15 protein-coding genes are annotated in these 19388 nt (G+C 70.4%); 9 read left to right on the forward strand and 6 right to left on the reverse strand.

The window, feature by feature from the left end; genetic code table 11:
* Nucleotides 1–66 precede the first annotated feature (66 nt).
* Genes AB0I12_RS40535 through AB0I12_RS40555 form a run of 5 tightly spaced genes read right to left on the reverse strand, consistent with a single transcriptional unit; the run spans nucleotide 67 to nucleotide 7768 of the window.
* Nucleotides 67–2214, reverse strand: coding sequence for a glycosyltransferase family 2 protein (locus AB0I12_RS40535; RefSeq protein WP_359941151.1), 2148 nt, complete (start codon nucleotides 2212–2214; stop codon nucleotides 67–69).
* Entirely contained in the window at nucleotides 2211–3875 is a 1665-nt protein-coding gene (locus AB0I12_RS40540) for a hypothetical protein (RefSeq protein WP_359941154.1), read from the reverse strand. The genes AB0I12_RS40535 and AB0I12_RS40540 overlap by 4 nt, the downstream gene beginning before the upstream one ends.
* The gene (locus tag AB0I12_RS40545) at nucleotides 3868–4707 is read right to left on the reverse strand and encodes a hypothetical protein (RefSeq protein ID WP_359941157.1); all 840 of its coding nucleotides are present in this window, start codon (nucleotides 4705–4707) and stop codon (nucleotides 3868–3870) included. Before AB0I12_RS40545 ends, AB0I12_RS40540 begins: the two co-directional genes overlap by 8 nt.
* A complete protein-coding gene (locus AB0I12_RS40550; RefSeq protein ID WP_359941160.1) occupies nucleotides 4707–6968 on the reverse strand; it encodes a glycosyltransferase family 2 protein in 2262 nt (753 codons plus the stop codon). Before AB0I12_RS40550 ends, AB0I12_RS40545 begins: the two co-directional genes overlap by 1 nt.
* A 47-nt stretch (nucleotides 6969–7015) precedes the next feature.
* Entirely contained in the window at nucleotides 7016–7768 is a 753-nt protein-coding gene (locus tag AB0I12_RS40555; RefSeq protein ID WP_359941163.1) for an N-acetyltransferase, read from the reverse strand.
* Between the two features lie 95 nt (nucleotides 7769–7863).
* On the opposite strand from AB0I12_RS40555, the gene AB0I12_RS40560 reads away from it, so the two are divergent.
* A complete protein-coding gene (locus tag AB0I12_RS40560) occupies nucleotides 7864–10092 on the forward strand; it encodes a hypothetical protein (RefSeq protein WP_359941166.1) in 2229 nt (742 codons plus the stop codon).
* On the opposite strand, the gene AB0I12_RS40565 is transcribed toward AB0I12_RS40560, so the two are convergent.
* The gene (locus tag AB0I12_RS40565) at nucleotides 10085–11107 is read right to left on the reverse strand and encodes a spore coat protein (RefSeq protein ID WP_359941169.1); all 1023 of its coding nucleotides are present in this window, start codon (nucleotides 11105–11107) and stop codon (nucleotides 10085–10087) included. The two genes, AB0I12_RS40560 and AB0I12_RS40565, sit on opposite strands and share 8 nt — an antisense overlap.
* A 134-nt stretch (nucleotides 11108–11241) precedes the next feature.
* On the opposite strand from AB0I12_RS40565, the gene pseB reads away from it, so the two are divergent.
* The 8 genes from pseB to AB0I12_RS40605 all read left to right on the forward strand — a co-directional run bounded on the left by pseB (nucleotide 11242) and on the right by AB0I12_RS40605 (nucleotide 19247).
* Complete coding sequence (pseB, locus tag AB0I12_RS40570) at nucleotides 11242–12225, forward strand: UDP-N-acetylglucosamine 4,6-dehydratase (inverting) (protein WP_355701069.1); 984 nt, start codon at nucleotides 11242–11244, stop codon at nucleotides 12223–12225.
* A gap of 1 nt (nucleotide 12226) precedes the next feature.
* The gene (locus AB0I12_RS40575) at nucleotides 12227–13351 is read left to right on the forward strand and encodes an aminotransferase class V-fold PLP-dependent enzyme (protein ID WP_359941172.1); all 1125 of its coding nucleotides are present in this window, start codon (nucleotides 12227–12229) and stop codon (nucleotides 13349–13351) included.
* 10 nt (nucleotides 13352–13361) lie between these two features.
* Nucleotides 13362–14771, forward strand: coding sequence for a hypothetical protein (locus AB0I12_RS40580; RefSeq protein ID WP_359941175.1), 1410 nt, complete (start codon nucleotides 13362–13364; stop codon nucleotides 14769–14771).
* Nucleotides 14771–15586, forward strand: a complete 816-nt coding sequence (locus AB0I12_RS40585) for a hypothetical protein (RefSeq protein ID WP_359941178.1) — start codon at nucleotides 14771–14773, stop codon at nucleotides 15584–15586. Before AB0I12_RS40580 ends, AB0I12_RS40585 begins: the two co-directional genes overlap by 1 nt.
* Nucleotides 15574–16311 (forward strand): glycosyltransferase family protein, encoded by a 738-nt coding sequence (locus AB0I12_RS40590; protein ID WP_359941181.1) that lies wholly within the window; start codon nucleotides 15574–15576, stop codon nucleotides 16309–16311. The genes AB0I12_RS40585 and AB0I12_RS40590 overlap by 13 nt, the downstream gene beginning before the upstream one ends.
* A gap of 38 nt (nucleotides 16312–16349) precedes the next feature.
* Entirely contained in the window at nucleotides 16350–17186 is an 837-nt protein-coding gene (locus tag AB0I12_RS40595; protein WP_359941183.1) for a methyltransferase domain-containing protein, read from the forward strand.
* A gap of 79 nt (nucleotides 17187–17265) precedes the next feature.
* Entirely contained in the window at nucleotides 17266–17610 is a 345-nt protein-coding gene (locus AB0I12_RS40600) for a DUF485 domain-containing protein (protein WP_359941186.1), read from the forward strand.
* Nucleotides 17607–19247: a cation acetate symporter gene (locus AB0I12_RS40605; RefSeq protein ID WP_359941188.1), complete on the forward strand. Its 1641-nt coding sequence runs from the start codon at nucleotides 17607–17609 to the stop codon at nucleotides 19245–19247. The genes AB0I12_RS40600 and AB0I12_RS40605 overlap by 4 nt, the downstream gene beginning before the upstream one ends.
* Nucleotides 19248–19388 lie beyond the last annotated feature (141 nt).

The raw sequence follows: 19388 nt of genomic DNA on the forward strand, positions 1-19388 counted from the left end.
CTGATAACCAGTGCAGAACCCCCAATTTGCCTGGCTCACCAGCCAAATTGGGGGGTTGGCGGTGTGCTAGGTGACTTCGAGGTGGAGGGTGCCGGCTTGGGGGCGGACGGTGAGGGTTCGGGGGGAGCGGCTGATGGTGAGGGGGAGGCGGCTGGACAGGAACGGCTCGCACTGGACGGCGTGGGCGGTGTCGTCGGGGAGGGTGGCGAAGAGGATCCACTCGGCCGGCTCCAGGGCGGCCATCTCCACCACGGCGGCCCAGCCGTCGTCGGACACCGTCCGCCGGCACGGGACGTCGACGTGGTCGTCGGAGTCCGGCAGGTACCGTCGCCAGCTGAAGTCGACGTCGCCCCAGTCCGGCCCGCGCACCACCAACATGGTGCCTGCGGCAACCGCAGCGGTGGCGGTCATCCGGATCGGCGACTCGTGCAGGTTCACGTACCCGCCGGTCGACCGGGTCAGCATCACCACGCGTCCGCCCTCGGCATGCGACACCAGCCGGTCGCCCGCCGTCCAGAGCAGCACCTGCTCGCGTCCCTGCGGCCCGCGGACCCGGAAGGCGCGCGTCGTCCGCTGACTGAACGGGTCGTCCGGGTTGACCTCGGCGAGGATCGGCCCGATCGGCAACCGCGCCGTGAAGTCCCGGCCGTGCACCTCGAGCGGCAACTCCTCCTCGCCACCCGACAGCGGCCGACTGACGAACAACGACGGCTCGTCGAACGCCGCCCTGCCGTGCAGGATCAGCGCGTCCGGTGTCTGCTCGACCGACGTCAACCGGCACGGATCCGCCAGCCGCCGGACCGCGAACGCCCCGTCCTTGCCCGGACCGGGCTGGATCCAGTTCGTCGCGTCGATCCACGCGCCCGGCGGCCACCCCGGGCTGCCGGCCTTCTGCCCGCGCAGCAGGTCCTGCCGGCGGATCCCGCCGGCCCGCAGCCGGACGTCGAAGTGCGACGGGCCCGCCGTACACCTGGCCAGCAGCTCCCGGCTGACGCGAACCTCGAACCCCACCAGGCTTTCCGCGCCGCGAAGGTCCGTCGCCGGGTAGCGCCGGACCGGGAGCCGGTGGCTGCGGCCCGCGATCACCAGGTCGATCCGGAGGCTCGACGGCTTCGACTGGAGGTGCCGGATCTCGGCGGTGCCGCGGATCGACAGGTCGCCGTCGATCCAGGTCACCTCGCGCACCCCGGTCGCCATCGTCAGGTCGGTCCTCGCGAGCTGCAGGTGGTCCTGCGCTGTGTCCGGGTCGAGCGCGACCTTGCGCAGCAGCCTAAGGTCCCCGGCGCGCAACGCGTCGAACTGGAGCTGCGCGACGCGGGGCGAGTTCACCAGCACGTCCGCGTCCAGCAGGTCGAGCAGCTCGGTGGTGAGCTCGACCAGGTGCTGCTCCTCCTCCGCCGGGACCGTACCGAAGGCCGAGAGGATCGCGTGCAGGTCGATCTGCCGGAAGTGCGCGTGCACCCGCCGCCGGATCTCCGGCTGCGCGTCCTCGACCTCGTCCAGCACCAGGCCGGCCGAGACCACCCGGTCGCGGATGTTCGCGAGCTGGAACTTCTGCTGCGTGATCGAGTCGCCGGACTCCCGCTCGCGCCAGAAGTACACCGGCGCCGCGAGCGTGTCGACGGTGACCGCGTCGATGTGCGCCTTGAGTGTCACCGGATAGTCCTCGTACCGGATCGCCGGGAAGCGGTAGCCGTACTCGTCCCAGAACGACCGTCGGTACACCTTGTTCCACACCATCCGGTCCAGCACGAGCTTCGGCGTCTCGGAGACGTGGGTGGCCAGCCGGTCGGCCGTGAATGCCTGCGCGTGCAGCCACGACGGCCGTACGCCGTAACTGTTGTTGAACCGTCGCGCGTTGCCGCCGGCGAAATCCGAGCCGGTCCGGTCGAGCGCGCGGATCAGCATCCCGAAGCCGTGCCGGGTGACCAGGTCGTCGCTGTCGACGAACGTGACGTACTCCCCCGTGGCGTGCTCGACACCGGTGTTGCGCGCCGGTCCGAGGCCGGCGTTCTGCTGCTCGACGATCCGGAACCGGGAGTCGTTGACGCAGAACTCCTTGGCGATCACGGCGCTGTCGTCCGGTGACCCGTCGTCGACCAGGATCGCCTCGAAGTCGCCGAAGGTCTGCCGCGCGATCGAGTCCAGGCAGTCCCCGATATAAGCCCCCACGTTGTAGAACGGCACTACCACGCTCAGGCGCGGCCGCTTCACCGCTTCCGGATCCGGCGCGCGAGCTTGCGGGCGACGACCTTCGGCTTGCGGACCTGGGCCGCGTGGAAGATCACCCGCGAGACGGCGTACGTGCGGGATCCGCGGATCCGGTCGTGGGCCGTGGTCAGCCGCTGGAGCTGACCGCGGAGTTCGCGGATGCGGTTCTCGCGGGTCTTCATCGCCTTGTTGCGGAAACCGAGGGTGCGCTCGAGGCCGTAGACGTGGCCCTTCAGCTCGAACAGCTCGTGCTTGGCGTCCTCGGCGTCGGCGAGGCTGGTGCGGACGTCGACCGTGGCGGGTTTCCCCAGTACGGCGGCCAAGGTGTCGGCCAGCTCCTTGCCGTGAGCAACTTGTTCGGTGGTGGCGGCAACTGTGTCGGGAGACGTGGCCTGGGTCGGCTCGGGCGGCTCGGCACCGGACATGCCAAGCCAGGCGGAGACGAGGTCGTCGCCGATCATCCACGGGGGCCACGGATGCCGCCGATGCTGTCCGACCAACCGCTCGTGGAACCGCACCCAAGCTGCTGCGAGAAGATCCTCCTTCTCCACGACTTCTTCGGTCACCCACCCCGAAACACCGTGGGCGAAGGACTCGCCGTCGTAGATCACATCGTCCCACCGCAGGATCACCCGCGAGGCAGTCACCCAGTCGCCGAGCTCCGCCGCCAGCTTCCGGAACGCCGGCACATCCTCCGCAGCCGCGAGCCGGAACAACACACTCTCGACCGACACCCCCGCGGGCACCGTCGCAGGCACGACCGCAGGGTCGAAGGACAGGAGCTCCGCCGCGGGACCAGGATCGCCGGTCAGGGCGATGTCCCAGCCTGTCAGGGTCTGGCCGGCGGTCAGGACGGCGTCGGCGGTTTGAGCGTAGACGTCGTGCGGGGGCTGGACGCCTACGACAGCCAGCCAGCCGGTGGGGACGGCCGGGAGGAGCCCCGCGCGGGCGGCGGTGTCGATACCTTCGTGGGCGGGAGACAGGAGCGGCACGTCGATCGTTTCCACCGCGGCGACCGCCAACCGGGTGGGCAGCTCGCCCGGGCGGGCCGCCGCGGCGACGTCAGCGCGGACGTACGTGCGCGACGCGAAGTCGGCGTACACCTCGGCGGTCCACGGGAGCGCGGCTCGGAACTGGTCGACGGAGACCGGCCGGGTCGGGTCGTCGTGGAGCGGGCGCCACTCGTCGTCGCCGTGGCGCTCGTGCGCGGGCCTGCTGTCCAGCAGGTTGACCAGCGAGAACTCGTTTTCCAGCCCGAGGACGACGACCGCGCCCGGACCGGCCAGCGCCCGCACCGCCTCCAGACGTGCGGTCCACGACAGGTCCGCGCTGTCGTACCCCAGCACCCGGTCGAGACCGTCCGACGCGATGATCACGTCGTACGGCTCGGCCTGGAGCCCGTCCAGCGCGCCCGCGAGCACCTGCAGGCACGGGCCGAAGTCCTCGCCCAACTGCTGCGCGTCGGCGACCGAGCGGACCAGGATCGACACGTCCGCGGAATGCGCGAGCACCGACTCGATCAGCTGCGGAGCGTGCGGCCCGAGGATCAGCGTCCGCCGGTTGGCGGGGACGACGTCGGTGAGCAGCGCGGCAAGCGCCGGCCGCGGCGTCGTGTGATCGGTCCACGGCTGCATCTCACCGCGGACCACCTGAACCTCAGACACGCTCTCTCCAATCGAACAGGCTCCGCAGTTCCGCGGCCGGCATCATCCAGGGCTTGCCGAGTTCCACGTCGGTGGTGGCCCGGGCGGCTTCGAGGTCGACGGTCTTTCCGAGCATTTCCGGCCAGAGCCGCTCGATCCGGCCCTGACCGCCGAACAACGGGTTCTCGCCGTCCATCTCCATCGGGTCGCCGTAGACCGCCGGTTCGCAGCCGGCGGCGACGCCGTAGAAGATCGCCGTCGACAGCCGGTTCGCGGCCACCCGCTTGTGCTTGCGCAGCTCGGCGAGCTGCTTGAACAGGAACCGCCGATCGGTCCCCTCGTACGAGAACCCGCGGCGCCCGAACGAGACCACCCGGAAGCCCGCGTCCTCGTAGAACCCGCGCACCTCGGGCCGGTCGTACTCGGTGTAGTACAGGCTGAACGTCACCGGGCCGGGCTCGGTCTCGCGGATCTCGTCGATCAGCCGCTGGTGGTCGCCGTGGATCTTGCCGCCCTCCCACCCGTGGAAGAGGAACCACAGCGTGCCCTCGCGCTCGACCGGCCCATCTTGGTCCGACACAGCGGGCTCCGGCTCCAGGTCCATCAGGTACAGGAAGGGGGCGCCGATGCTGTGGTAGTTCCGCCGGCCCAGCGCGTGCCCGCGGCGCTTCGGCGCATCGCTCCAGGTGAACCGCCAGGCGCCGTCGTAGAACTCGTGCACCGGGTTCCAGCCGCAGCCGATGTTCCACCCGTGCTGCAGGTATCCGCGCAGCCGCGGCGGGTGGTCGAAGTCGAAGCCGGCGTACCGGGAGAGGATGTGCGCCTGACCGTAGTAGTGGTTGTGGTGATGCATCAACGCACCTCGACGTGCAGAGTGCCGGCATGGGGTCGGACGGCGAGCGCGTGCGTCCCGTGCGTGATTGCCAAGGGCAACCGGCTGCACAGGAACGGCTCGCACTGGACGGCGTGCGCCGTACCGTCGGGAGAGGTTGCGAACAGGATCCAGTCGGCCAGCGCGGCGAGCGGATCGACCGAGACCCGCACCGCGGTCACCGGGATCAGCGCGTCGACGTCGACCGCCGCGGACCACCCCTCGGCGGTGCGGGTGTGACGGCACGGGACATCGAGATGCTCGTCGGAATCGGCCAGGTACCGCCGCCAGGCGAACGTCACGTCACCACGCTCCGCACCGCGCACCACCAACTGCTTGCCGTCGGCGACAGCAGCCACGGCGGTCGTCCGGATCGGCGCCTCGTGCAGGTTCACGTAGCCTCCGGTCGACCGGGTCAGCGTGACCACGCGCTCGTCCACGACGCACGAGACGGCCGCGTCGCCCGCGGTCCACAGCAGCACGCGCTGCTGGCCCTCGGGCCCGCGGACGCGGAACACCCGGGTCGTGCGCTGGCCGAAGGGGTCGTCGTGGTTCGCCGCGGCGAGGATGTCCCGGACCGGCACCCGCGCGACGAAGTCCCGCCCGTCGATCTCCAACGGGATCTCTTCCTCGCCGCCGACGACCGGCCGGCTCAGGTACAGCTCCGGCTCGTCGAACGACGCCGTGCCGTGCAGCACCAGCTCGTCGCCGGTCTGCTCGACCGCGGTCAGCCGGCACGGATCCGTCAGCCGCCGCAGCGAGAACCAGCCGCGCGTCCCCGGCCCGGGCTGGATCCAGTTCGCCGGGTCGATCCAGGCGCCGGGCGGCCACCCGGGACTCCCCGGGCCCTGACCGCCGAGCATGCCCGTCCGCTCCCGCCGGCCCGACCGCATCCGCACCTCGAAGTGCGCGGGTGCGCCGGTGCACCGGCTGAGCAGCTCCTGGTCCAGCAGCACCTCGAACCCGACGAGCGTCTGGTCCCCGTGCAGGTCCAGCGCGGTATACCGCCGTACGTCCAGCGGGTACGTCGTCTTGCCGACGGCGAGTGCGATCTCGAGGGTCGACGTATGCAACGTCTCCAGGTGACGAATCTCTGCGGTGCCCTTCACCGACAGCTTGCCGTCGATCCAGCCGACCTCGCGGACGCTCGTCGCGAGGGTCAGGTCCTGCTCGCGGAGCTTGTACAGCGCCTGGGGCACGACGGGCTCACCGAGCCCCGGATAGTTGTATTCGAGCCGCCAGGCCCGCGGTACGGCGCGCGCCCCGCCGCGGAGGCCGCCCGAGTTCCGGAAGACGGCGAGTCGCCGGAGCAGCTCGACGTCGCCGGACCGGAGCGCGGCGTGCTGGATCCGGTCGTACCGGTGGGTGGCCGCCAGGACGTCCTCGTCGAGCCGGCCGAGCAACTCGCGGGACAGGTCGACGAGCGCCTGCTCGTCCTCGGGCGGGACCGTGCCGAACGCGGACATCAGTGTGAGGACGTCGATCTGCGCGAGGTGTGCGTGCGTCCGCCGGCGGACCACCGGCGCGGCGTCCGCGACCAGGTCGATCACCATCCCGGCCGACGTCACCCGGTCCCGGATGTTGCCGAGCTGGAACTTCTGCTGCGTGATCGACTCGCCCGACTCCCGCTCGCGCCAGTAGTAGACCGCCTGCGTGATCGTGTCCACGGTCACCGCGTCCAGATGCGCCGCGAGCGCGACCGGGTAGTCCTCGTACCGGATCGGGGGGAACGTATAGCCGTGCTCGGTCCAGAACGACCGCCGGTAGACCTTGTTCCAGAGCATCCGGTCCAGGACCAGGTCGGGGAACTCGGTGACGTGCGTGGCGTGCCGGACCCGCGCGAACGGCTGCTTGTGCAGCCACGACGGCCGGACCCCGAAGCTGTTGTTGAACCGCCGCGCGTTGCCGCCGGCGAAGTCCGAGCCGGTGCGGTCGAGGGTCCGGACCAGGGCAGCGAAGCCGTACCGCGAGACCAGGTCGTCGCCGTCGACGAACGCCAGGTACTCGCCGGTGGCCTCGCGGATCCCGGCGTCCCGGGCCGGACCGGGGCCGGCGTTGTCCTGCTGGATCAGCCGGAACCGCGGGTCCCGGGTGCAGAACTCCTTCGCGACGACGGCGCTGTCGTCGGGCGAGCCGTCGTCGACGAGGATCGCCTCGAAATCGCCCCACGCCTGCTGCGCGATCGAGTCCAGGCAGTCACCTAGATACTCGCCGACGCCGTAGAAGGGCACCACAACGCTCAACCGCGGCGTCACTCCGGTGGGCCCTCCCTCGCGGTCGCTACGAAGATCTACGTAGCGGCAACGAGGTGGACCGTCAGGAGGTTATGCACAGGTTCGAAGCCGTACCGGGACCAGATGCGCTGGATGCCGATCTGGTGGGCCTGCGTGGTGACGACCAGGCGTCGCGTCGTACAGGCGTCCTCGACCGCCGCGAGCAGGTGACCGTACCGGCCGCGGCCCTGCTCGGCCGGTACGACGCCGGCCAACTGGATCTCGGTCCAGGACCGCTGCTCGTCGACGGCCGCCAGCGCCAGCACCCGCCGGTCCGGTCCTCGCAGTACGACGGCACCCGCCGCGCCGATCCGACGGCGGGCCCATTCCTGCCGGCCGGCCAGTGCGAGCGCCCGGTCGAACACCGGGTCGGCGCAGTAGTGGTTGCCGGAGTCGCCGAAGACATCCGCGACCACGTCGTCCACCAGGTCGTCGTCGACGTCGGGCTCGACCTGCGCCGTGAAACCGGCCAGCGGCGCCGGGCGGCGGCCCTTGCCCACGGGCAGCGCCCAAGCGGTGACGGTGTCGGCCAGCAGCGCCCGGCGCGGACCGTCGGCGAGCGCCGCGAACCAGGTGGTCTCGCGCGCCGGATAGCGCAGCACGATCACGTCGGCCGTCGACTTCTCGACCGCGGACAGCACGTCGGCGAGCGGCGTCCCGGCCGAGGCGGACACCGACATCCGGTCGATGGAGACGCCGAACCGCTTCGCGGCGTCCACGGACGGCCGCACGGTCAGCTCGCCGGCTTCGAGCGCGTCGTACCAACTCATAGGCCGTTGAGCTTAGGGCATCTGAGCCGCCAAGACCTCACGGGGAGTGACACGTTGCATTCGTGGTGCGACTGATTTCACATTAGTGTTACGGCATGCGCGCGAGAGCGAGGCGGCGGGGGCCGCGGACCGCGGGGCCTTCGCTGTCCGGTCTGGTCGCCGGGCTCTCGGTCGTGGTGCTGGCGATCGTCCTGCTCGCGCTGCAGGCGACGGTCTTCGAAGTCGCCCGGTTCGTGCTGTTCACGGTGGTCGCGGTCGCGCTGCCCGGGTTCGCGCTGTGGCGGCTGATCGGCGGGTACGGGCGCAACCTGGTGGAGGACCTCTCCGCCGGATTCGCGGTCGGTACGGCGGGGCAGGTTCTGGTCTACCTGGCGAGCGCGTCGATCGGGCTGCAGGCGTGGTCGTGGGTCTGGGCGCCGGTCGTCCTGGTGATCACCTTCGTGGACGGTGACGCCCGCGCCCGGGTCTGGCGGCGGGTCGAGCGACCCGTGCGCCCGCTGCAGGCCTGGCTGCTCGCGGCGTCGACCGCGGTCGTGCTGCTGATCGTGTACCGGCGCGGCCCTGGACAGTTCCTGCCGGCGTACACCGATCCGCTGCGCGCCTACCCCGACCTGGCCTTCCAGCAGGCCCTGGCGGCGAGCGCGAAGTACGACGTACCGATCTCGACGCTGTGGCTCGGCGGCGAGCCGATGAAGTACCACACGTTCTTCCACCAGGCGACTGCCGCGACCCAGTGGGGGACGCGGATCGACCTCACTGATCTGATCCACGCGCTGAGCTGGCTGCCGCTGTTCCTCGCCGGATGCGGGCTGGTGTTCGCGCTGGCCGGCCGGTTGGCGCCGACCGCCGAGTCGGGCGCCACGTGGGCCGGGCCGCTCGCGGTCTTCGTTGCCGGTCTCGGCGGAGCTGTGCAGCCGCTCGCGAGCACCGGGTTGGGCGGGATCTCGACCGCGGTGGCTGCGTACCTGAGTCCGACGCAGAACCTCGGGGTCCTGATCACGCTCGCGTTCTGCGTGGTGGCAGTGGATCTGCTGCGGGCCGACGGCAGGCCGCGGAGCCGGTGGGCGCTGCTCGTCCTGCTCGCGTTGATCGCGGCCGGGTCGAAGTCGACGATCCTGCCGCTGGTGGGCACCGGGTTCGCCTTCGCGTTCCTGCAACTGGGGCTCGTACGGCGGAGCACGCGGCCGGCGTTCCTCGGTGGGTTGCTGTCGTTGACGGTGTTCGTGGCGGCGTTGATCGCGATCTTCGGCGGGAGCACGTGGGGGACCGAGATCAAGCCGTTCGAGACGTTCGTCCAGCTGGCGCCGTACCCGATGCTGGTGTCGAACCCGCACGCCCAGTTGTTGTCCGGGGCAACGACTCTGCTGAGCTGGGCGCTGGCCGCGTCGGGGCTGTTCTTCCTCGGCCGGCGATGGCGCGACACCGGTGCCGTGTTCCTCGCGGGTGTCGCGGTGGCCGGCCTGCTGGGCACGGTGCTCACGACTCAGTCCGGCGTCAGTCAGCTGTACTTCCTGCGGACGGCCTTCCCCGTCATCGCCGTCCTCGCGGCTGTCGGGCTCGCGAATCTGGTCGGCCAGCTCGGGGACCGGCGGGCCGTGGTGCTCGTCGGCGCGGCCGGACTCCTCGGCCTCGTCGCGCTCGCGATCGCACGCTCGCGGTCGGCCGATCTGCACGGCATCAAGGGCCCATGGGTGTGGACCGCCGCGGCCGTGGCGGGCGTCGCGGTGGTGGTGGCTGTCGGCTGGAAGCTGGCCCGACGACCTGGCAGCTTCTTCGTTGCGCTGATCGGTGCCGCGGTCTCCGCCTGCATGATCGGCGCGACACTCGTCCCGCTGCAGGGATTCGTGTCGGACAAGGCGTCGAACCTGGTCTTCGCGCATCCGTTCCGCGGCGGCGCGACGGCGGCCGAGGCCGGGGCCGCGCAGTGGCTCCGGCGGAACAGCGCCCCGGGCGACTTGGTCGCGACGAACGCGCACTGCATCATCGAGCGCGACGGCCTCTGCGACAGCCGGCACTTCTGGCTCGCCGCGCTGTCCGAGCGGCCGGTCCTGATCGAGGGCTGGTCGTACTCCAACCAGGCGAACCGGATCGCCCTCGAGAACGACGGCAACCCGAGCCTCATCCCGTACTGGAATCGCGAGGAGCTGGTCGCCAACGACATCGCGTTCAAGGCGCCCACGCCCGCCGCGATCGAGCGACTGCGCCAGGCCGGCGTGCGCTGGCTGTACGCCGACCACCGGGCCGGCACGGTGTCACCCGCGCTCCGCAACTACGTCCGCCTGCGGCACGCCACCCTGGACGCGACGATCTACGAACTCAGATGAGGCTGAGCAGGGCGTCGGCGACTCGTTCACGCCCGCGGCCGTCGACCAGCTCCCACCCCGCTCTCGCCAACCGGCCACGCTCGGCCGGATCGCCGAGCAGCCGCTTGAGCACCTGATCCGCCGACGAGCTGTCCTGCTGCAACGCGCTCAACAAACCGAGGCCGGCGGCGGCGCCGGTGTCGACAGCGCGCTCGTAGCCCATCACCTGGTTGTCGACCACGCACACCAACGCCGCGGTCGCCCCGAGACAGAGCAGCTCCCACGTCGACGTACCGGAGGCGCTGATGGTCAGATCGGCCTCGCGGACGCGGGCCGCCAGCTGATCCGTCGGGCCGATCACGTCGAGCCGCTGGTGCGGCTGCAGCTCGACCGCGGCGCTCCGCGCGGCGAGATCCGGTGCCGGCGCGACGACGGTGGCCTCGAACGGCAGACCGGTCGCCGCCAGCGCGCGGGCGACGTACGGCCCGGCGCCGAACGCGTCCGTGCCGCCGAAGAACGCGAACACTCGCGGTACGGCGCTCGCGCGGCCTGTGGCGGGCGGCGTACTGGGGCGGTGGCCGAGGATCTCGTCGCGGATCATCACGTACGACAGGCCGGCGAGGCGGACCGAATCCCGCGGCAGCGACGGGTGGTCGAGCTCGGCGGCCAGGTTCTGGTCGACCAGCACGTCGGCCTCGGCGCCGCGGAAGTCGCCGTCGACGATCGCGAGCGTCGGCAGGCTCGCCCGGACCGCGGAGTAGACCGACGCGTCCAGGTCGTAGGAGTCGAAGACGACCGCGTCGAGCCGCAGCCGCTTGAAGAGCTCCACGTGTTCGTCGGGGCTCCCAACCGCGCGTTCGACCACCATCCCGCGCGCGGCGATCTGCTCCGCCGCCCACGGCACGGTGTACGCGTCACACACGAACACCAGCTCGACCCCGCGCCGCCGTACCTCCTCCGCGAGTGCCAGGCAGCGCATCACGTGCCCGATCCCCCGGCCCGGCCCGACATCACACCGCACCCCGACGCGTTTCACCCGGCCCAGCGTACGTTTGATCTCGCGGTGCTGAGACAGTGGATTGAGGAGGTACTGAACGGGGCAGCTATTGTTTCGAGGTCTGCACCGCGTGTGTGCGGTTCGGAACTGTCCGTCAGAAGGGTCCCGCTCGCGTGTCAATCCTTACCGGCTCCGACATCCTGGTCACCGGAGGTACCGGGTCGTTCGGCCGGAGCTTCGTACGGCACGCGCTGACCCACCTGAACCCGCGGCGGATCATCGTCTTCAGCCGCGACGAGCTGAAGCAGTGGGAGGTCCGGCAGTCGTTCGGCGACGACCCGCGGCTGCGGTTCTTCATCGGCGACATCCGCGACCGCGCCCGGCTGAACCGGGCGATGCACAAGGTCGACCACGTCGTGCACGCGGCTGCGCTGAAGCAGGTGGACAGTGGTGAATACAACCCGTGGGAGTTCGTCCAGACCAACGTAGTCGGTTCGCAGAACGTCATCGAGGCGGCCATCGACTCCGGCGTGAAGCGGGTCGTGGCGCTGTCCACGGACAAGGCGTCCAGCCCGATCAACCTGTACGGCGCGACCAAGCTCACCGCGGACAAGCTGTTCATCAACGGCAACCACTACGCGGCGGCGTACGACACCCGCTTCAGCGTCGTCCGGTACGGCAACGTGATGGGCAGCCGGGGCTCGATCATCCCGAAGTTCCGCGCGCTGCACCTGAGCGGCCAGCCGCTGCCGATCACCGACCTGCGCTGCACCCGGTTCCTGATCACGCTGCCGGAGGCGGTCGAGTTCGTCGTCGACTCGTTCGACCTGATGACCGGCGGCGAGCTGTACGTGCCGCGGATCCCGTCGATGAAGGTGACCGACCTGGCGGAGGCGATCGCGCCCGGCGCGGCCATGCACGACGTCGGCCTGCGCCCCGGCGAGAAGCTGCACGAGGAGATGATCAGCCCGGAGGAAGGCCGCCGCGCGCTCGCCCTTGGCAACCGCTTCGTGCTCCAGCCGGACCTCGCCACCTGGGGCTACCAGCCGCCCGCCGACGGCACACCGGTGCCGGACGGCTTCCACTACGCCTCCGACACCAACGACCAGTGGTACTCGATCGAGGAGATCCGCAAGATCCTCGAGAGCGACGTCTGACGTGCTCCCCTACGGGCGCCAGTCGATCGCGGAGGAGGACATCGAGGCAGTCACCGCCGTCCTGCGCGGCGACTGGCTGACCACCGGACCCGCGGTCACCGCCTTCGAGAACGCGATCTCGGAGCTGGCCGGCGGACACCGGGCGGTGAGCTGCACCTCGGGCACCGCGGCACTCCACATCGCGTACGCCGCCCTCGGCATCGGCCCCGGCGACGAGGTCGTCACCACCCCCATGACCTTCGTGGCCACCGCCTCCTGCGCCGCCATGCTCGGCGCTCGCGTGGCCTTCGCCGACGTCGACTACGACACCGGCCTCCTCGACCCGGCGGCCGTGGACGCTGCTCTGACGGAACGTTCCAGGGTCATCGCAGCGGTCGACTATGCCGGCCAGGCCGCCGACTACGCAGCGCTGCAGTCCTTGGCCGATCGGGTGGGTGCGAAGACCCTCGCGGACGCAGCACATTCCGTCGGCGGGTCGGCGTACGGCCGTCCGGTCGGCGATCTCGCCGATGTCACCACCATGTCGTTCTTCCCGACGAAGAACCTGACCACCGGCGAAGGCGGCGCAGTCGTCTGCAAAGACCCGGCGATCGCCCAGCGGGCCCACGAGTTCCACTTCATCGGCCTCGTCCGCGACCCGTCGCGCTTCGAGATCACCGACGAGGGCCCGTGGCACCAGGAGGTCCACGAGTACGGCGTGAACTATCGCCTGACCGACCTCGGCGCCGCGCTCGGCCTGTCCCAGCTCCGCCGGCTGGCCGAGTTCAAGCGCCGCCGCGCGGAGATCACCGCCCGGTACAACGCGGCCTTCGCCGCCGCCGACGGCCTGCGGACGCCAGAGCAGCGGGCCGGGGTCGATCCGATGTGGCACCTGTACCCGGTCCGCGTGCTCGGCGGACGCCGCCGCGAGGTGTTCGAGGCGATGCGCGCCGCGGGGATCGGCGTCCAGGTGAACTACATCCCGGTCTACTGGCACCCGGTCTTCGCCCACCAGGGATACCGGCGCGGCCTGTGCCCGAACGCCGAGCGTTTCTACGCCGAGGAACTCTCCCTGCCGCTCTTCCCGGACCTCACCGACAGTGACGTCGACCGGGTGATCGAGACCCTTCTGACCCTGGTTGGCTAACGTGACCGATGTGACCCGATCGAATCTGGTCGGCGGGGAGATGCTGAACTGGTCGGATCTGCGCCCCGGCGACGCCCGTCCCGCGGCTGCCGGACCCGCGGCCGGAGCGCTCCTGGCCGCCACGCTGACCGCCGATGACACCGTCCTGCTCGCAGGTCCGCATGCCGTCGAGCTGGTCTCGGCCGTCGCGGCCCAGGTCGCGTCCGTCGACCTGCTGGTCCGGTCGGCGCCGGACGCGGAGGAGCTCGCCGAGTTGCTGGACGACGTCAAGGGCCAGGTCTTCTGCGGCTCCGTCGACCGGTTCGCGGTCGACGAGAAGAGCGGCGTGGGTGACGGGTACGACGTGGTCGTCGCGCTGGACGGGATCGAGCGGCTCGTCGGGCCGGACACCGCCGGGTTCAGCTGGGCGGACGGTCTCGATCGGCTGACCGGCCTGCTGAAGCCTGGGGGCCGGCTGCTGCTCGGCGCTACGAACGCGTTCGGCTTCGAGCGGCTGGTGCAGCCGGACATCACCGCGGCACTCCCCCGTGACGAGGACTGGGGCCGCGACGTCGCAGACCGCGCGCCGGCCGGCTTCAAACCACTCGTGACAGCCCTTCGTACGGCCGGCTTCGACAACGAAGTCGCGTACGCGGTCTTCCCGTCGCTTGTCCAGGCAGACGTTGCAGTCACCTCGGTCGAAGGATTCGCCGCCGTGGCCGCGGCGCGAGCTGTTGCCGCGCGCAACGAAGGCCCCGTGCTGATGGACCCGTATCGCGTCGTGCTGGACGCGGCCGCGGCCGGGCTCGCGTTCGAGCTGGCGCCTGCCTGGTACTTCGTGGTCGGCGCCGCGGCACCTGCCGCCCTGCCCGAAGGCGTCGTCCCCGAGGGCGAAGGCGTTCTGCTGGAGGAGCACCTCCTGACGGCCCTGCGATCCGACGATCAGGCCACCCTGCGTCGGACGATTCCCAGCTATGTGGCTTGGCTGGGAACGGGCGGCGCGGGATCGCCGGACAACGTGATCCTCGACGGGTCGGCGTACCGGCTGTTCGGGGAGGCGCAGGAGCTGGATGTCGTCGGGCACCTGCGGCGGTTCGCGCAGCGCGCGCTGGACAGTGGCTCGCGGCAACCATGGCCCGCGGCGGCCGATCCGCACGCGTTGACGGCGCGGCTCGCGGCGATGGCCGGGATCACGGTGCCGGAGCAGGAGTTCAGCCCGGACGAGGTGGTCCGCCCGCGCGGCAGCGCCGAGCAGCTCACCACCGTCGCCCGGCTCGCCGACGAACTCGCGCACGCCAGTGCCCGGGCGATCCTGTTCGAGGGCACCGTCAGCGGTATCCGCCGTTCGCGGCCGTACCGCGTCGGCCACGCGGTGATGAACCCCGCCCGGGTGATCCGCCGCCGGCTCAAGAGGGTCCTGCGGAAGGTCCGGCGCCGCTGATGCACCACGCCAACCACTTCTACGGGCACGCCAACATCATGGCGTCGTACGCCGGACTCCCGGAACCGCCGCGGATCTGGGGCTACCTGCAGCACGGCTGGAACATCCTGGACGGTTTCGCCCACGGCACGAACTTCGCGCCCGGGATGCCGAAGTTCGTGTGGTCCGACAGCGTCCGCCGCCGCGGCCACGCGCTCGGCCTGCGCAACTACTCGGTGATCGGCTCGGTCTGGCTGTACCTGCTGCGGATCCACCCCGAGCTGGCGACGCCGGACAAGCGGGCCAAGGGCACCATCTTCTACCCGTTCCACGGCTGGGAAGGCCAGCACGTGCTCGGCGACCACGGCCGGATCGTTGCCTCGATCAACGAGCACGAGACCGGTCCGGTGACCGTCTGCCTGTACTGGAACGAGTACGAGAAGCCCGCGATCCGCAACGTCTACAAGGACGCCGGGTTCCGGGTGATCACGCACGGCTACCGCGGCCTGCACTGGCGCCGGACCGACGCCAAGTTCTTGGTCAAGCAACTGCGCGAGCTGCGCCGGCACGAGCGGGTCGCCTCCAACCGGCTCAGCTCCGCCGTTCTGTACGGCGCCTCGCTCGGCCTGGGCGCCGGGGTCTACGGTGATCCCATGGTGCTGGAGAACGAGCACCCGTCGTTCGGCGGTCAGGCGCGGATCAAGCGGCTGTGGCCGGAGATGGACCAGCCGTACGTACCGGCGGCGGTCGCGGCCGAGTTCACCGACACCGAACTGGGCGTCGACCACGTCGCCGGACCCGCAGAAATCCGGGAGATGTTCCGATGGAACAGCTGAAGATCGGCATCGTCACGCAGGTCCGCGTGACCAGCACACGGCTGCCGGCCAAGGTCCTGCTGGCCGTCGCCGGCCGTTCGTACCTCGAGCACCACCTCGACCGGCTGGGCCGCACCGGCCTGCCGGTGATCGTCGCGACCACGACGAACTTCAACGACGACCTCGTCGCCCAGCTCTGCGACGAGGCCGGCATCCCGGTGTTCCGCGGCAGCGAGGACGACGTCCTCAGCCGCTTCGCCGGCGCCGCCCGCGAGCACGCTCTCGACGGCCTCGTCCGGGTCACGTCCGACTGCCCGCTGATCGATCCGGAGATCGTTGCCGCGGGCGTCGATCGGTGGCGCGCCGAGAACGACCCCGACCTCTACATCTCGAACTGTCTCGAGCGCACCTACCCGCGCGGCATGGACTTCGAGATCTTCTCCGCGGCCCGGTTGTACGACGCGGAGGCGAAGGCCACCCTCAAGGCCGACCGGGAGCACGTCACGCCGTACCTGCACCAGAACCGTTCCGGCGAGATGCGGCTGCTGAACCTGCCCTGGTCGGGCGGCGGGGCGCAGTACCGGCTGACCCTCGATACCGCGGACGACTGGAAGTTGCTCGACGCCCTCATCGAGGACTTCGACGCGACCCGGCTGGGCTGCGCCGAGCTGGTCGCGATCCTGGACGAGCACCCGGAGCTGGCCGCGCTGAACGCGCACATCGAACAGAAGAAACTCGGCGAGTAGCAGGCTTCGTGCCCGGAGCTACGGCATGATTTACGGTGATGACCACCAATGATCCGGCCGGGGACTCCGCCGCAGTCCCGGACAACAGCGCGCACGCCGCCCGGGCGACGTCGTTCGGCGCCGTCGCGGACGCGTACGACGCCGGCCGGCCGACGTTCCCGGTCGAGGCGCTGAGCTGGATCCTGGGCCCGGGCCGCGGCCTGCAGGTGCTCGACCTGGGCGCCGGCACCGGCAAGCTCGCCGCGGTCGCCGCCGGGCTGGGGCACGACGTGATCGCCGTCGACCCGTCCCAGGAGATGCTCGAGGTCTGCCGCCGGCGGACCGGCATCGACACGATGGTCGGCGCGGCGGAGTCGATCCCGCTCGCGCACGCGTCGGTGGACGCGGTGATCGTCGGACAGGCCTTCCACTGGTTCGACCACACCCGCGCGCTGCCGGAGATCGCCCGGGTGCTGCGCCCGAACGGCGTCCTCGGCCTGCTCTGGAACAACGCCGACACCGTGGTGCCGTGGGTCCGCCGGCTCTTCCAGGTGATGCAGGGCGACGGGTTCGGAGGCATCGACCGGTTCGACCCGGCGCCGATCCTGGAGCAGTCGAACCTGTTCACGATGATCGAGCAGGCCCGGTTCCGGCACTGGCACGACCTGGACCGCAACGGCCTGCGGCAGCTGGCCCGGTCGCACTCGCGGGTCGCCGTCCTGAAGGAGACCAGGCGCGAGCAGGTCCTGGACCAGATCGACCTGATCTACGAGCACACCGCCCGGCCGCCGGAGCCGCTGCGGATGCCGTACTTCACCGGCTGCTTCCGCACCCACCCGAGCGAGTTCGCGAACTACCGCCGGACACTCGACGGCCCGGTGGCCCCGCACCTCTAAGAACATTTTGGTTGCAGTAGGTCACAAACGGGCGACTTGCGGCTAACGTGCACCTGTTCGGTCCAGTGAAGGGGAACTCATGGACGAGAAAGTGGTGCACGAGCGGGACGCCCGCGCGTACGAAGCGGTGCACGACGCGGCCGACTTCAAGGAGCTGAAGCGGCGCTACCGGAACTTCGTGGTGCCGTGGACGATCGCCTTCATGGCGTGGTACCTGGCCTACGTCGCCTGCAACAACTGGGCGCGGGACTTCATGAGCCACAAGATCGGCGGTTCGCACATCAACGTCGCGCTGGTCTTCGGCCTGGGGCAGTTCGTGTCGACGTTCTTCATCGCGGCTCTGTACGGCCGGTTCGCGAACCGCAAGCTCGACCCGCTCGCCCACGGCCTGAACGCCAAGTACAAGAGGGAGCGTCGCCGGTGAACGCGCTGCTCGTCCCGCTCGCCACCGAGCCGGGGAACCGTACGCTGACCATCTCGCTGTTCACCGCGGTCGTCGCCGTGACGCTGTACATCACCTGGTGGGCGTCCCGGCAGAACAAGACCGCGGCCGACTACTACGCCGGCGGGCGCTCGTTCAGCGGCGCGCAGAACGGCCTCGCGATCTCCGGTGACTACATGTCCGCGGCGTCGTTCCTCGGCATCTCCGGCTCGATCGCCCTCTACGGGTACGACGGCTTCCTGTACTCGATCGGCTTCCTGGTGGCCTGGCTGGTCGCGCTGCTGCTGGTCGCCGAGCTGCTGCGGAACTCGGGCCGCTTCACGATGGCCGACCAGCTCGCGTTCCGGATGAAGCAGCGTCCGGTCCGGACCGCGGCCGCGACCTCCACGATCGTGGTCTCGATCTTCTACCTGCTGGCCCAGATGGTCGGCGCCGGTTCGCTGGTCGGCCTGCTGCTCGGCGTGAAGAGCGACGGCGTGAAGGCCGCGGTGATCGTGCTGGTCGGCGCGCTGATGATCGTCTACGTGACGATCGGCGGCATGAAGGGCACCACCTGGGTGCAGATCGTGAAGGCCGTGCTGCTGATGGCCGGCACGGTGCTGATCACCTTCCTGGTGCTGGTGAAGTTCCACTTCAACCTCTCCGACCTGCTCGGTACGGCCGCCGAGAAGTCCGGGAAGGGCGAGGCGTTCCTGCAGCCAGGCCTGCTCTACGGCAAGGACCTCACCGGCCAGATCGACTTCCTGTCGCTGGGCCTCGCGCTGGTTCTCGGTACGGCGGGCCTGCCGCACATCCTGATCCGCTTCTACACCGTGCCGGACTCGCGGTCCGCGCGCCGCTCGGTGCAGTGGGCGATCGGCCTGATCGGCGCGTTCTACCTGATGACGCTGGCCCTCGGCTTCGGCGCCGCGGCGCTGCTGGACACCGGGAAGGGCTCCGCGGTCGAGGTGTCGAAGGGCAATGTCGCCTCTCCGCTGCTGGCCGAGTCCGTCGGCGGCGGCGCCGGCTCGACCGGCGGCGCGATCCTGCTCGCGCTGATCGCGGCGGTCGCGTTCGCCACCATCCTCGCGGTGGTGGCCGGGCTGACGCTGACGTCGGCCTCGTCGTTCGCCCACGACCTGTACGCCAATGTGATCGCCAAGCAGAAGCCGACCGAGCAGCAGGAGCTTCGGGTGGCGCGGTTCGCGGCGATCGGGATCGGCGCGGTGTCGATCGCGCTGGCGATCCCGGCGCAGAAGCTGAACATCGCGTTCCTGGTCGCGCTGGCGTTCGCGGTCGCGGCCTCGGCGAACCTGCCGGCGCTGCTGTACAACCTGTTCTGGAAGCGGTTCAACACCGCGGGCGCGACCTGGAGCATCTACGGCGGTCTGATCTCGGCCGTCGTTCTGGTGATCTTCTCGCCGGTGGTGTCCGGCAACGGCGACAAGTCGATGATCACCGGCGCGGACTTCCAGTGGTTCCCGCTGTCGAACCCGGGCATCGTCTCGATCCCGCTGGGCTTCCTGTTCGGCGTGCTCGGCACCTACCTCGGCAAGGACCGGACCAGCGAGGCCCGCTACAACGAGCTCTCGGTCCGCGCGATGACCGGCGCCGGTGCGGAGGGTCCCGCCAAGCACTGACGCAGTACCTCGAAGGGCCGGCTCGCAGATGCTGCGAGTCGGCCCTTTCGTCGTTCACGAACCGTTGACGCCCGGTTGATGCTGCCGTAACAATGAGCCATCGCCGCGCAAAAATTGAGCAAAGTCAGCGAAAGTTTTGAA

This window comes from Kribbella sp. NPDC050459 (assembly GCF_040655315.1).
In the GTDB taxonomy this organism is placed as follows: Bacteria; Actinomycetota; Actinomycetes; order Propionibacteriales; family Kribbellaceae; genus Kribbella.

Bases quoted from the DNA above. Each gene is read 5' to 3' on its own strand.
- AB0I12_RS40545 (WP_359941157.1), bottom strand. From the start codon at position 4,707: ATGCATCACCACAACCACTACTACGGTCAGGCGCACATCCTCTCCCGG.
- AB0I12_RS40555 (WP_359941163.1), bottom strand. From the start codon at position 7,768: ATGAGTTGGTACGACGCGCTCGAAGCCGGCGAGCTGACCGTGCGGCCG.
- AB0I12_RS40560 (WP_359941166.1), top strand. From the start codon at position 7,864: ATGCGCGCGAGAGCGAGGCGGCGGGGGCCGCGGACCGCGGGGCCTTCG.
- AB0I12_RS40585 (WP_359941178.1), top strand. From the start codon at position 14,771: ATGCACCACGCCAACCACTTCTACGGGCACGCCAACATCATGGCGTCG.
- AB0I12_RS40590 (WP_359941181.1), top strand. From the start codon at position 15,574: ATGGAACAGCTGAAGATCGGCATCGTCACGCAGGTCCGCGTGACCAGC.
- AB0I12_RS40595 (WP_359941183.1), top strand. From the start codon at position 16,350: ATGACCACCAATGATCCGGCCGGGGACTCCGCCGCAGTCCCGGACAAC.
- AB0I12_RS40600 (WP_359941186.1), top strand. From the start codon at position 17,266: ATGGACGAGAAAGTGGTGCACGAGCGGGACGCCCGCGCGTACGAAGCG.